The following is a 12,867-nucleotide window of genomic DNA, read 5'->3' as shown; positions in this document are numbered from 1 at the left end:
TTGGGAGAATATTGCATCCACGAACGACGAAGCGGGAAATTTGTGAGTATCGCGATCGAGCGCAGGATCCTCGACCTGCTGGCCGCCAATTCCGACCTGACCAGCGCCGAGCTGGGTGAGGCGGTGGGGCTGTCGCCGAGCGCGGCGCACCGCCGCGTTTCGCAGCTGCGCGAGAGCGGCGCGATCACCGGCTACCGCGCCGTGCTGTCGCGCGCGGCCCGCGGCGATCCGAGCATCGTCCTGGTCAACGTCACGCTGCGCGACCAGCGCAAGGAGACGATGGCGGCGTTCGAGGCGGAGATCGTGAATTGCCCGCAGGTCGTGCAATGCTTCCTGATGAGCGGCGAGGCGGATTACATGCTCCACGTCGAGCTCCGCCGCGGCGAGACGTTCGAACGCATCCACCGCGAGACGCTGTCGCAACTACCGGGCGTCACGCGGCTGGCCTCGCATTTTGTGATTCGCGAAGTCGTCACGCGCTGACGTTTTCCTGCGCACGTTGGCCACGCACGGCAACGCCCGTTACTGATAGCTTTCTACTTGCAACAGGCGAAGCGGCGTGATCAGCCCCGGTTAATCCACGTTGCCGGCGGTCCCGTTGCCGCTCTCCAACCCCCATGCTAAATGCGCCAGCTTGGGGCACAGGGTGAAATCGGAATTTCGATGATGATTGCTGCACTTCCGGGTCGATTCACCGTCCAGTGAGCGTCGATCCCACAGCCGCGGCCTCGACCGTGCCCCCCGCCGGTCTCGATCCGGATACCGGCCACCATCATGCGGACGGCATGCTGAAACTCGCCTTTGGCGCGATCGGCATCGTCTTCGGCGATATCGGCACGAGCCCGCTCTACGCGTTCCGCGAGACGTTCGCCGGGCACCACAAGCTCGCGCTCGATTCGGCGCACATCATGGGCGTCATCAGCCTGATGTTCTGGTCGATGATGATCGTCGTGACGGTGAAATACGTCATCATCATCATGCGCGCCGACAACAAGGGCGAGGGCGGCAGTCTCGCCCTGCTCGCGCTCGTTTCGGGCAAGACCAAGACGCGGCGCTGGAGCAAGGGGATCATCCTGCTCGGCGTCTTCGCGACCGCGCTGTTCTACGGCGACAGCATGATCACCCCCGCCGTGTCGGTGCTGTCCGCGGTCGAGGGGCTCGCGGTCGCCGCACCGAGCTTCGCCGGGCTCGTCCTGCCGATCGTGATCGCGATTCTGATCGCGCTGTTCTGGGTCCAGAAGAGCGGCACCGCGCGAATCGGCATGGTGTTCGGGCCGATCATGCTGGTGTATTTCAGCGTCATCGCGGTGCTCGGCATCCTCAGCATCATCCAGACGCCGGGCGTGCTCTGGGCCTTTTCCCCGCATTATGCGGTCGAGTTCTTCCTGATCGATCCGACCCGCGCCTTCCTTGCGCTCGGCTCGGTTGTGCTCGCGGTCACCGGCGCGGAGGCGCTCTATGCGGACATGGGGCATTTCGGCCGCCGGCCGATCGGCATCTCCTGGCTGTTCTTCGTCCTGCCCGCGCTGATCCTCAATTACATGGGGCAGGGCGCGCTGCTGTTCCGCGACGGGCAGGCGGCGCTCGTCAGCCCGTTCTACAATCTCGCCCCCGAAAGCCTCCAGCTGCCGCTCGTCCTGCTCGCGACGATGGCCGCGGTGATCGCGTCGCAGGCGGTGATCTCGGGCGCGTTCTCGGTCACGCAGCAGGCGATCCAGCTCGGCTTCATCCCGCGGCTGCGGATCGAGCATACCAGTGCCGCGACCGCGGGCCAGATCTACATCCCGCTGGTCAACGGTGCGCTGATGGTGATGGTGATCCTGCTGGTGCTGTTCTTCCGCACCTCGTCGAACCTGACCAGCGCCTACGGCATCGCGGTGACGGGGGCGATGCTGATCGACACCTGCCTGCTTGGTGTCGTGCTGTTCCGGCTGTGGAACTGGCCGAAGATCGCCGCGATCCCGTTGCTCGCGATCTTCTTCCTGGTCGACGGCGCCTATCTGGCCGCGAACCTGACCAAGGTGCCCGATGGCGGCTGGTTCCCGCTGCTGATCGGCCTCATCATCTTCACCTTCCTGACGACCTGGTCGAAGGGGCGGCAGCTGATGATCGACCGGATGCGCGAGGCGGCGATGCCGATCAAGGTGTTCATCGGCTCGGCGGCGAACTCCGCGTCGCGCGTGCCGGGGACCGCGGTGTTCATGACCTCGACCTCCGACGGCGTGCCGCACGCGCTGCTCCACAACCTCAAGCACAACAAGGTGCTGCACGAGCGCGTCATCCTGCTGACCGTCAAGATCGTCGGCCAGCCCTATTGGCCCGCGCACGACCGTGCGGTGCGCGACGAGCTCGGCGACGGCTTCCACCGCCTGATCCTGCGCTATGGCTTCATGGAGGATGCCGACGTCCCCGCCGCGCTGCGCCAGGTGCACAGCTGCGGCGCGGACTTCAAGATGATGGACACCAGCTTCTTCCTCTCGCGGCAGACCCTGCTCGCCTCGGACAAGCCGGGGATGATGCTCTGGCGCGAAAAGCTGTTCGCGTGGATGCTGCGCAACGCCGAAAGCGCGATGGAATTCTTCCGCCTGCCGACCAACCGCGTCGTCGAGCTCGGCAGCCAGATCGAGATTTGATCTCAGTCGATCGGCACCCTGCACCTCCCCGGCGGAGGCCGGGGCCCAGTTGGGAAACGTCGATGGCGGACGTCACCCGAAGTTACATCAACCTTTCCAACTGGACCCCGGCTTGCGCCGGGGAAGTACCTGCATGATGGCAAGCACGACCGAAGCCGCCCCGATCATCGTCACCGCGCTCTTCGGCCGTCAGGACACCGCGTTCTTCGACGCGATGCGGCGCGAGCATTTCCCGCCCGAACGCAACCAGCTCGATTCGCACCTGACGTTGTTCCATCACCTGCCGCCCTCGGGCCTCGACGAGCTGAAGCACCGGCTGAATCAGGAGACGCGCGGGCTGCCCGCACCGCGGGCGCGGATCGGCGGGCTGATGTCGCTGGGGCGCGGTGTCGCCTACCGGATCGAATCGCCCGAGCTGGTCGGAATCCGCGCGCGGCTGGCCGATGCGTTCACGGGGATGCTGACGCCGCAGGACGCGGGCGGCTGGCGTCCGCACGTCACGATCCAGAACAAGGTCAATCCGTCGGTCGCCAGGCTGCTGCTCGGCAACCTGCAGCGCGACTTCGTGGCGCGGGACGTCGAAATCGCCGGGCTTGGCGCCTGGTGGTATCGCGGCGGACCCTGGGAAGCGATTTCGCGTCACATGTTTGCTTGACCGCCTCGAATCCGCTTCCTATAGGCCGCGCCTCGCAGGGAAGAATGCTTCCCCGCAGACGGTACGGCGAAGTAGCTCAGTTGGTTAGAGCACGGGAATCATAATCCTGGGGTCGGGGGTTCAAGTCCCTCCTTCGCTACCATTTTCAAACACACCGAACGGGTCGTTGACGACCAGGATCGCGTCGCTGCGGGCGAGCGCGAGCAGCGTCAGGCCGTGCGCGCGCGCGTGATCGATCGCGAGACTGGTCGGCGCGGAGATCCCGACCAGCATCGCCACGCCCGCGACCAGCGCCTTGTCGACCATCTCGAAGCTGATCCGTGAGGTGACGAGGATGAAGGCGGGGCGCTCGGTCGACCGCATCGCCAGCCCGCCGACGAGCTTGTCGAGCGCATTGTGGCGGCCGACATCCTCATAGGCGGCCAGGACGCCTCCCGACCGGTCGCAGGCGGCGGCGGCATGGATCGCCCCCGTCGCGGCGTTGAGCGGCTGGTGCGCGCGCAGCCCCGCCAGCGCGGCGAAGATCGCGGTGACGGGCACGTCGGGGCGGGGCGGGGTGGCTGCCACCGGCTTGCGCAGCTGTTCGAGCCCGGAGATGCCGCACAGCCCGCAGGACGTGTCGCTGGTCCGGTGGCGGACGCGGTCGTGGATCCGCCCCCTGCACCGCTCCGACAGGCCGACCCGGACGATCCAGCCCGCCTCCGCCTCGAACACGTCGATGTCGCGGACGTCGTCGGCGCTGTCGGCGAGCCGCTCGGTCAGCAGGAACCCGGTGGTGAAGGCGGGCAGGTCGGCGGGCGTCATCATCATTACCGCATAGCCAAGCCCGTCGATCTCGATCGCGACGGGCACCTCGATCGCGATCGCGCGCGTGCCCGCCGCGACGGCGTCGGGGCGCAGGATGGTGATCGCTTCGGTACGGGCAGTCGTCACAGCGCGGCCATGTCCTCGGGGGTGTTGATGTTCGGGATGACCCCATGCGCAGGGATCGGCAAGGCGCCGATCGCCTCGGCCCAGCCGCGCACCGAACGGCGCGGCGACGATTCGATATGCGCGACCAGCGCGGCGGCGGACGCGGTCTCCCAATGCCCCAGCACGGGCGCGTCGGGGCAAAAGGCGGGCGCGCGGAGGGCGAGCGCCGCCAGCAGCCCGTCGGGCAGCACGGGCACGTCGCAGGCGATCGTGAAGACCGAGGTGTAGCCGAGCCCCGCCGCATGGTGCAGCGCGCCCGCTATGCCCCCCAGCGGCCCCAGATCGGGCCCCGGCAGGTCGCGGATCAGGCCATCCCGCCCGGCGACCACTGCGTCATCGACATACGGCCCGAGCAGCGCACAGGCGTGATCGGCAAGGCGACGGCCGTCGAGCAGCGCCTGCGCCTTGTCCGACCCGAACCGCGACGATCGCCCGCCCGCCAGGACGACGCCGAGGATCCGGGGCGTGCTCAGCGCGTCTTCTCGATCCGCACCGGCACCGACTTGGCGGCCGGCACATGGCTTTCGCGCGCATGGTGCGCGACCGGCATGAGCAGGTTGCACTCGGGGTAATAGGCCCCGACGCACCCTTCCGGAATCGAATATTCGACGACACGCAGCTTGTTGAAGCGGCGGTCGCCATTGTCGCCAGCATCGCCGACCAGATCGACGTCGTCACCGTCGGTCAGCCCCATGCGCAACATGTCGCTGCGGTTCATGAAGACGATGTCGCGCGTGCCCTTCACGCCGCGGAACCGGTCGTGATAGCCATAGACGGTGGTGTTGAACTGATCGTTCGATCGCAGCGTCATCAGCCGGAACCGCCCCTCGCTCGCCTCGAACCCAGTGACGTTGAGCGAGTGGGGGACGTTGATCTCCGCCTTGCCGCTCTCGGTCAGCCATTCGCGGTGCGCCGCCGGCACGCCCTTCCAGAAGCCGCCGGGGGTGAACATCTTGGCGTTGAAGTCGGAGAACATGTCCGGATAGGTCTCGGCGATCGCATCGCGGATCCGCGCATAGTCGCGCACCCACGCATCCCAGTCGAGCTTCGGATTGGGCGCCAGCGTCGCCTTGGCGATACCCGCAAGGATCGCAGGCTCGGACAGCAGCGTCTCCGCGGCGGGCGTCGCCTTGCCCTTCGAGCCATAGATCTGGCTGAACGAATCCTCGACCGAGACGCTCTGCGGCCCGGTACCCTGCATGTCCGTCTCGATCCGGCCGAGGCAGGGGAGCAGATAGCAGGTCTTGCCGGGCAGCAGGTGCGAACGGTTGAGCTTGGTGGCGATGTGCACCGTCAGGTCGATCCCGCGCCACGCCGGCTCCATCCGCGCATGGTCGGGAATCGCGCGGACGAAATTGCCGCCCAGGCCGATGAACGCCTGCGCCTCGCCGTCGAGCACCGCCTCGCACGACGCGACCGTGTCCCAGCCGAGCTCGCGCGGCGGCTCGAAGCCATATTGCTCGGCGAGCTTGTCGAGCGGGGCGAGCTCCGGCTTTTCGGTGATCCCGACGGTACGCTGCCCCTGGACGTTCGAATGGCCGCGGACGGGGCCCATGCCCGCGCCCGGCTTGCCGATATTCCCGCGCAGCAGCATCAGGTTGACGAGCATGTGGACGTTGTCGATCCCGCCGACATGCTGGGTCAGCCCCATGCCATAGACCGCGATGACCGCCTTCGACTTGGCATAGACCTTCGCGGCCGATTCGATCTCGACGCGCGACAGCCCGCTTTCATGCTCGATCGTCGCCCAGTCGGTACTGCGCGCGACGTCCGCGAACTTCTCGAACCCGGTGGTATGCTCGGCGAGGAAGGCGTGGTCGAGGATCCGCAGCGTGTTGAGTTCGCGCGCGCGATCGTCGGCCTCGATCAGATATTTGCACATCCCCATCAGCGCGCCGACGTCGCCGCCGGTCTTCACCTGGTGATATTGCGAGGCGATCGGCGTCGACTTGCCGGTGACCATCTCCAGCGGATTCTGCGGATCCTGGAATTTCTCCAGACCGCGCTCCTTCAGCGGATTGAACACGACGATCTCGACACCCCGCTTGGCGCAGTCGCGCAGCGGGTGAAGGAAGCGCGGACTGTTCACGCCCGGATTCTGCCCGAAATAGAAGATTGCGTCGCACTTCTCGTAATCCGAAAGGTGGATCGTCCCGACCGCGGAGCCGATCGCCGACTTCAGCCCGACCGAGGTCGTCTCGTGGCACATGTTCGAACTGTCGGGCAGGTTCTGGCTGCCGTACATCCGCGCCATGAGGCTGTACATGTACGAGGTCTCGAGGCTCGCGCGACCCGAGGCGTAGAAGATGACCTTGGTCGGGTCATAGGTCTTGAGCTTCGCACCGATCCCGGCGAACGCCTCGTCCCAGCTGCAGGCGGTATATTTGTCGGTCGCCGCGTCATATTTCAGCGGATGCGTCAGGCGACCGGCTTGTTCGAGATCGAAATCCTTCCAGCCGAGCAGCTCGGTGACCGTATGCTCCTGAAAGAAGGCCGGCGTCACGCGGTAGGATGTCAGCTCCCACGCGGTCGCCTTAGCGCCATTCTCGCAGAATTCGGCGGTATGCGGATGCGCGGGCTTGCCCCAGGCGCAGCTGACGCACGCAAAGCCCTCGGGCTTGTTCTGCCGCGTGAGTTCGCGCAACGCCTCGGGGCCGATCTTTTCGCGCGCGGATATCTCCACGAGCGATTTCATCGACCCCCAGCCGCCGGCGGGTGCGGTATAGTCTTCGATCTCGATGGTCCGGTCGTCGCTCATACGTCTCTCCGCTTTTGCCTTCCAACGAAGCGGGGCGGCAAACGATGCACGCCGATTGCGGTGGCGCTGGTTCAAATCGCATGCTCCATCGCCTAGATGGGATCCGAAACTCCAAGGATATCACGATGACGACGCACACGACCCGCATGCTCATTCTCGGTTCCGGGCCTGCCGGGCTGTCGGCCGCGATCTATGGCGCGCGCGCCGGGATGGCGCCGATCGTCGTCCAGGGGATCCAGCCCGGCGGCCAGCTGACCACCACCACCGATGTCGAGAATTATCCCGGCTTCAAGGATGTCATCCAGGGCCCGTGGCTGATGGAGCAGATGCAGGCGCAGGCCGAACATGTCGGCACGCGGATGATGTGGGACACGATCGTCAAGGTCGATGTCAGCAGCCGCCCGTTCCGCCTGACCGGCGACAGCGGCGACGTCTACGAGGGCGAGACTTTGGTCATCGCGACCGGCGCGCAGGCCAAGTGGCTCGGCATCGACAGCGAGGAGCCGATGAAGGGCAAGGGCGTCAGCGCCTGTGCGACCTGCGACGGCTTCTTCTACCGCGGCAAGAAGGTCGCGGTAATCGGCGGCGGCAACACCGCGGTCGAGGAGGCGCTGTACCTCACCAACCATTCGCCCGACGTGACGCTGATCCACCGCCGCGATTCGCTGCGCTCGGAGAAGATCCTCCAGGAGCGGCTGTTCGCACACAAGGGCGTGACCGTGCTGTGGAACAAGGAAGTCCGCGAATTCGTCGACGGCGGCGGCAATGCCGGGCTCGTCGCGCTCGAGCTCGAGGACACCGTCACGGGCGAACGCTCGCGCCTCGCGGTCGATGGCGGCTTCGTCGCGATCGGCCACCACCCCGCGACCGAGCTGTTCCGCGGGCATATCGATCTTGATTCGGACGGCTATATCTCGGTCGAGACCGGCTCGACGCGCACCAGCGTCGAGGGCGTGTTCGCGTGCGGCGACGTTGCCGACAAGGTCTACCGCCAGGCGGTGACCGCGGCAGGCACGGGCTGCATGGCCGCTCTCGACGCCGAACGGTTCCTGGCGGCGGCGGAATTCGCGGAACTGGCCGAAGCCGCGGAGTAAGCGCGGGGGGCGTGCGTCGGATTCACGCCCCTCATACCCTCCGTCATCCTGACGAAAGTCAGGATCCAGAGCCAAAGACGGAATCGCCCGTAACCCTGAGTCCTGACGTTCGTCAGGATGACGAGTGGGGGGAACTGGCGGCGCCTGCATCGTCCGTGCCGTCGATCACGTCCCTGAGCGCCGCCTCCAACGCACCGGCATTCGCGGTCCCGGCGAAGCTGTGCGAACCGGTAGCCAGTCGCACGATCCGCGCCGCGCCGCGGTAGCGTGCCGCAAACACCTGCGCGGTCGCATCCCCGGTCGCGAGCAGAATGACGACGCGATCCGCCCAGCCGTCGATCGCGCCGCAGACCCGGCTCGCAAGGTCGCCCTCGACCTCCCCCGACCCGCGCCACAGCCTCACCAGACCCCGGACCAGCTTGCGCAGATTGATCCCGCCGCGGAGCAGGCTGAGCCACGCGGCCGGATCACGCAGCCGCGCCGCATAGCGCGCGCGGATCGCGGCGGCAGGGGGCAGGTCGTCGGTCGGCGCGATCACCCAGGGGTTGGCGAGGAGTAGCCGGTCGATCCCCGCCGCCCCGCCGAACAGCGCGAGCGCGCTCGCGGCGTCGCAATTGCCGAACCCCACCAGCCGCGTGACGTGCGGCGCAGCGGCGCGGAACGCGGCGGCGGCGGCGACCAGATCGGCCTGCGCCGACAGAAAGCCGCCATTCTCGCCGCTCGAATCGCCGATGCCGCGGCGGTCATAGTGGAACACCGGCGTGCCCCCCGCCGCCAGCCGCCGCGCGAGCATCGCCATGCCGCGGTGCGCGCCGCTGCGGATCTCGTTGCCGCCCGACACGATCAGCACCCCCGTCGCGCCCGCCGCGTCGTCGAGCGTCGCGACCAGCGTCTCGCCCTCGCAGGGCACTGCGATCAATCGCCGCATGTCGCGATCCACCCGGCCACATCGGCGGCGAGCGCCTGCGCGAGTGCCGCATCGCTGCCCGGTTCCGACCGCCGCCACAGCGGCGCCCCGGCATAGCGCGCATCCGCCGGACGCGGATCGCTCTCGAGTCGCACCGTTCGCGACGCGGCATATGGCACCGCGTCCTGCAGATCCGCGAGCAGCGCCTCGGACAGGCTGTTGCCCGCGTAACCCTCCGCGTCGGGCATCGTCGACGCGGCACGGATCCGGTTCAGGTCGCGCAACAGATCATCGCCCGCCTGCGGCGCGAGCCGCCATCGCCCGGCAAGACTGGCGTCGCAATCGACGAGCGCACCACTCCGAATCGTGACCGCGTAAACCGGCACGTCGAGCGTCCCGACAAGCGCAGCAAAGGCCTGGCGCAGGTCGGGCAACCGCAGCTCGCGCGTCTCGACCACACTCTCGCCGGTACCGGGCAGATCAGGCAGGATGCTGCCGATCCCGCGCCCGGCCAGCGCGCGCAGCATCGCGACGAGGAACGCGCGCGTGCGGTTCGCCTCCTCGAACAGCGGCAGTACCGCAACGACCAGCGGTCCGGCATCGGGGCCGAAGCGCAGCATCGCCTCGCGCCCGCCGGCCCAGTCATAGTGATCGAAGCGGGGGCCGGTCATCCCGGCCGAGGCTAGACCAGCGCCTTCCGCGCCGCAAACTGGACGAGCGCGCCGAACGTCTCGAGCATCTCGCCGTCGATCTCGTCATCCTCGATCAGGATGCCGAGCCGGTCCTCGAGCTCGGTCAGCACGCTCGCCACCGCCATCGAATCGAGTTCGGGGAGCGCGCCGAACAACGGCGTGTCGTCGGTGAATGCCGCGACTCGCTCGGCGCTGAGGCCAAGGATGTCGGCAAGGACGGCGCGGACCGTCGTTTCAACCTGGGAAGTACCTTCGAAGATCACGAGCATCGCCTGAACCGTTGCGAACCGGGCCCCGCTAGCCTGTGGGGGTGAATTCGGCAACGGCTTGGCGCTATGGAGGACCCATGACCTCGCCCGACCCCGTCCCGTTTCCGATCGATCACCTTACGTCGCACGGCGCAGCCGACGACGTTGCGCTGATCGACCGCGCAGGGACGATGACGTTCCGCGACCTCGAAACCGCGGTCGGCACGCTCGCCGGCTGGCTGGCGGGGCAGGGTCTTGCAGAGGGCGCGCGCGTCGCGACCTGGCTGCCCAAGACGCGGGTCGCCTGCGTGATGCCGCTCGCGGCGGCGCGCGCGGGGCTGGTCCATGTTCCGGTCAACCCGCTGCTGCGGCGCGCACAGGTGGCGCATATCCTGGCCGACAGCGGTGCTGTGCTGCTGGTGACGCAGGGCGCGCGCGCGGCGACGCTCGAGCCGGGCGACGTGCCCGCGGACTGCGCAATCGTCGACGAGACCGCGCTCGATCTGCAAGGCGAGGGCGGCCCGGGCCCGTCCGATGCCGATCCGGCGACGCTCGCCGCGATCCTCTACACCTCGGGCTCGACCGGGCGGCCCAAGGGGGTGATGCTGAGCCACGCCAATCTGTCGCTCGGCGCCGTGTCGGTCGCGCACTATCTGAAGCTCACGCGCGACGACCGGGTGCTGGGCGTGCTCCCGCTGTCGTTCGATTACGGCCAGAACCAGCTCTTCTCGACCTGGGCGGCGGGCGCGGCGGTCGCGCCGATCGACTATATGGTGGCGCGCGACGTCGTGAAGGCGGTCGAGCGGGTCGGCGCGACGACGCTGGCGGGGGTACCGCCGCTCTGGGTGCAGTTGCTTGAGGCGGACTGGCCGGCGGAGACCGCGGCGCGGCTGCGGCGGCTGACCAATTCGGGCGGCGCGCTGACCCCGCGGCTCGTCGCAGGGCTGCGTGCGCGGTTCGCCGGCGCGGATATCTACGCGATGTACGGGCTGACCGAGGCGTTCCGCTCGACCTATCTCGACCCGTCGCTGATCGACGCGCACCCCGACGCGATGGGGCGTGCGATCCCGTTCGCGCAGGTGTCGGTGATCCGGCCCGACGGCACCCGCGCCGCGCCGGGCGAGCCGGGCGAGCTGGTGCATGCCGGGCCGCTGGTCGCGCAGGGCTATTGGCGCGATGCCGAGCGGACCGCGAAGCGCTTCCGCCCCGCGCCCGATGGCAAGGGCATGGCGGTCTGGTCGGGCGACACGGTGGTCGAGGGCGCGGACGGGCTGCTCCGCTTCGTCGGCCGCGACGACGAGATGATCAAGAGCGCGGGCAACCGGATCAGCCCGCTCGAGGTCGAGGAGGCGGTACTCGCCGGCAACGAAGCCCGCGAGGCGGTCGCGGTCGGCGTGGCCGATCGGCGGCTGGGGCAGGCGATCGTCGTGATGCTCGCGGGCGACGCGGCGGCCGAGCCCGCGCTCAGGACCCGGTTGCGCACCGCGCTACCGAGCTTCATGCAGCCCGCCGGCTATCTGTGGCGCGACGCGCTGCCGCGCAACGCCAACGCCAAGCTCGACCGGTCCGCGATCGCGGCCGAGGTCCGGGCATGGTCGTCGGCACAGGAACAGGAACACGCATGATGAAGCCGATGGGGGCGTTGCCGCCCGAATTTGCGCACCAGTTGGGCGCGCTGACGATCGGCGGGCGGTCCGCGGCAGACTGGGTCGCACAGGCCGGCGACACGCCGCTGTTCGTCTATGACGGCGCCATCGTCGCGGCGCGGATCGCGCGGTTTCGCGCGGCGATGCCCGCGATCGACCTCCACTACGCGATGAAGGCGAACCCGCATTCGGAGCTGCTCGCGGCGGTCGCACCGCTGGTCGACGGGCTCGACGTCGCGTCGGCAGGCGAGCTCGGCATGGCGCTGTCGGTCAAGCCGGCGCACGCGATCAGCTTTGCCGGTCCCGGCAAGCGCGACGACGAACTCGCCGCGGCGATCCGCGCGGGCGCGACCTTGAACGTCGAATCGGAGGGCGAGGCCACGCGCGGCTTCGCGATCGGCGCGCGGCTCGGCATCGCGCCGCGGATGGCAGTGCGCGTGAACCCCGATATCGAACTGCGCGGATCGGGGATGCGGATGGGCGGCCGCGCCTCGCCCTTCGGCGTCGATGCGGAGCGTGCCGCAGCGCTGGTGCGCGCCATCGTCGCGGCGGGCGCGGACTGGCGCGGGTTCCACATCTATGCGGGCAGCCAGGCGCTCGACGCGGGCGCGATCATCGAGACGCAGGCGGCCACGCTCGACCTCGCCGCGCGACTCGCCGACGCGGCGGGCGTCGCGCCGCCGCTGGTCAATCTGGGCGGCGGGTTCGGCGTCCCCTATTTCGCCAACGACATCGCGCTCGACGTCGAGCGGGTCGGCGCGGCGCTGCACGCGGCACTCGAGACACGCGCGGCGGTGCTGCGGGACACCCGGTTCGCGATCGAGCTCGGGCGGTGGCTGGTCGCCGAGGCCGGCGTGTACCTGACCCGCGTGATCGACGTGAAGCACAGCCAGGGCGAAGTCTTCGTCGTGGTCGATGGCGGGCTGAACCATCAGCTCGCGGCGAGCGGCAATTTCGGCACCGTGGTCCGGCGCAACTATCCGATCGCGGTCGCCGCGCGGATGGGGGAGGCGGCGGCCGCGGACGCAGTGTCGGTCGTGGGACCGCTGTGCACCCCGCTCGACCGGCTCGGTGACCGCGTCGCGCTGCCGCCGGTCGTGCCCGGCGACCTGATCGCGATCTTCATGGCGGGCGCATACGGCGCCAGCGCGAGCCCGGCGGCGTTTCTCGGGCATCCACCCGCGCTCGAGATCGTTACTTCAGTCCAACCCCAGCCATGAGCGTGGCGGCGGGCGGGGTTGCGGGGCGCTCCTAAACGCTAT

The 12,867-nt window shown here is 68.6% G+C and carries 12 protein-coding genes and 1 tRNA gene; 7 read left to right on the top strand and 6 right to left on the bottom strand.

Annotated elements, in window-relative coordinates; translation table 11 throughout:
- Window positions 1-42: 42 nt before the first annotated feature.
- From SOM18_RS09280 to SOM18_RS09265, 4 genes are all read left to right on the top strand, one after another.
- Window positions 43-483, top strand: coding sequence for an Lrp/AsnC family transcriptional regulator (locus SOM18_RS09280; RefSeq protein WP_031440732.1), 441 nt, complete (start codon window positions 43-45; stop codon window positions 481-483).
- Between the two features lie 302 nt (window positions 484-785).
- Window positions 786-2,633, top strand: a complete 1,848-nt coding sequence (locus SOM18_RS09275; protein WP_107932838.1) for a potassium transporter Kup — start codon at window positions 786-788, stop codon at window positions 2,631-2,633.
- A 136-nt stretch (window positions 2,634-2,769) separates the two neighbouring features.
- Window positions 2,770-3,288, top strand: a complete 519-nt coding sequence (locus SOM18_RS09270) for a 2'-5' RNA ligase family protein (protein WP_031440734.1) — start codon at window positions 2,770-2,772, stop codon at window positions 3,286-3,288.
- A 65-nt stretch (window positions 3,289-3,353) separates the two neighbouring features.
- Window positions 3,354-3,430, top strand: a tRNA-Met gene (locus SOM18_RS09265).
- On the opposite strand, the gene fdhD is transcribed toward SOM18_RS09265, so the two are convergent.
- The 3 genes from fdhD to SOM18_RS09250 are packed head-to-tail and all read right to left on the bottom strand — an operon-like array spanning window position 3,409 to window position 7,018.
- Window positions 3,409-4,221, bottom strand: a complete 813-nt coding sequence (gene fdhD / locus SOM18_RS09260) for a formate dehydrogenase accessory sulfurtransferase FdhD (RefSeq protein ID WP_320481581.1) — start codon at window positions 4,219-4,221, stop codon at window positions 3,409-3,411. The two genes, SOM18_RS09265 and fdhD, sit on opposite strands and share 22 nt — an antisense overlap.
- Window positions 4,218-4,823: a molybdenum cofactor guanylyltransferase gene (mobA, locus tag SOM18_RS09255; RefSeq protein WP_320481580.1), complete on the bottom strand. Its 606-nt coding sequence runs from the start codon at window positions 4,821-4,823 to the stop codon at window positions 4,218-4,220. Before mobA ends, fdhD begins: the two co-directional genes overlap by 4 nt.
- Window positions 4,730-7,018 (bottom strand): FdhF/YdeP family oxidoreductase, encoded by a 2,289-nt coding sequence (locus SOM18_RS09250; protein ID WP_320481579.1) that lies wholly within the window; start codon window positions 7,016-7,018, stop codon window positions 4,730-4,732. Before SOM18_RS09250 ends, mobA begins: the two co-directional genes overlap by 94 nt.
- Window positions 7,019-7,143: 125 nt before the next feature.
- On the opposite strand from SOM18_RS09250, the gene trxB reads away from it, so the two are divergent.
- Window positions 7,144-8,112 carry a thioredoxin-disulfide reductase gene (gene trxB / locus SOM18_RS09245; protein WP_031395129.1) on the top strand — a complete coding sequence of 323 codons (969 nt, stop codon included), beginning with the start codon at window positions 7,144-7,146 and terminating at the stop codon, window positions 8,110-8,112.
- A gap of 112 nt (window positions 8,113-8,224) precedes the next feature.
- Here the strand turns inward: trxB and SOM18_RS09240 are convergent, their stop codons facing one another.
- Genes SOM18_RS09240 through SOM18_RS09230 form a run of 3 tightly spaced genes read right to left on the bottom strand, consistent with a single transcriptional unit; the run spans window position 8,225 to window position 9,980 of the window.
- On the bottom strand, window positions 8,225-9,040 hold the full coding sequence (locus SOM18_RS09240; protein WP_320481578.1) for a hydrolase 1, exosortase A system-associated: 816 nt from the start codon (window positions 9,038-9,040) through the stop codon (window positions 8,225-8,227).
- Entirely contained in the window at window positions 9,028-9,690 is a 663-nt protein-coding gene (locus tag SOM18_RS09235) for a hypothetical protein (RefSeq protein WP_320481577.1), read from the bottom strand. The genes SOM18_RS09240 and SOM18_RS09235 overlap by 13 nt, the downstream gene beginning before the upstream one ends.
- A gap of 11 nt (window positions 9,691-9,701) precedes the next feature.
- Window positions 9,702-9,980 carry an acyl carrier protein gene (locus SOM18_RS09230; RefSeq protein ID WP_031441379.1) on the bottom strand — a complete coding sequence of 93 codons (279 nt, stop codon included), beginning with the start codon at window positions 9,978-9,980 and terminating at the stop codon, window positions 9,702-9,704.
- Window positions 9,981-10,057: 77 nt separating this feature from the next.
- Here SOM18_RS09230 and SOM18_RS09225 point away from each other — a divergent pair, with 77 nt between their 5' ends.
- Both SOM18_RS09225 and SOM18_RS09220 read left to right on the top strand, forming a co-directional pair.
- On the top strand, window positions 10,058-11,584 hold the full coding sequence (locus tag SOM18_RS09225; RefSeq protein WP_320481576.1) for an AMP-binding protein: 1,527 nt from the start codon (window positions 10,058-10,060) through the stop codon (window positions 11,582-11,584).
- Window positions 11,584-12,825: a pyridoxal-dependent decarboxylase, exosortase A system-associated gene (locus SOM18_RS09220; protein ID WP_320481740.1), complete on the top strand. Its 1,242-nt coding sequence runs from the start codon at window positions 11,584-11,586 to the stop codon at window positions 12,823-12,825. The genes SOM18_RS09225 and SOM18_RS09220 overlap by 1 nt, the downstream gene beginning before the upstream one ends.
- Window positions 12,826-12,867: the final 42 nt, after the last annotated feature.

The sequence above is a fragment of the Sphingomonas sp. CFBP9019 genome, assembly GCF_034045155.1.
GTDB lineage: Bacteria > Pseudomonadota > Alphaproteobacteria > Sphingomonadales > Sphingomonadaceae > Sphingomonas > Sphingomonas aerolata.
The sequence above is the reverse complement of the archived record's forward strand: the minus strand, read 5'-3'. Positions and strand labels throughout refer to the sequence as shown.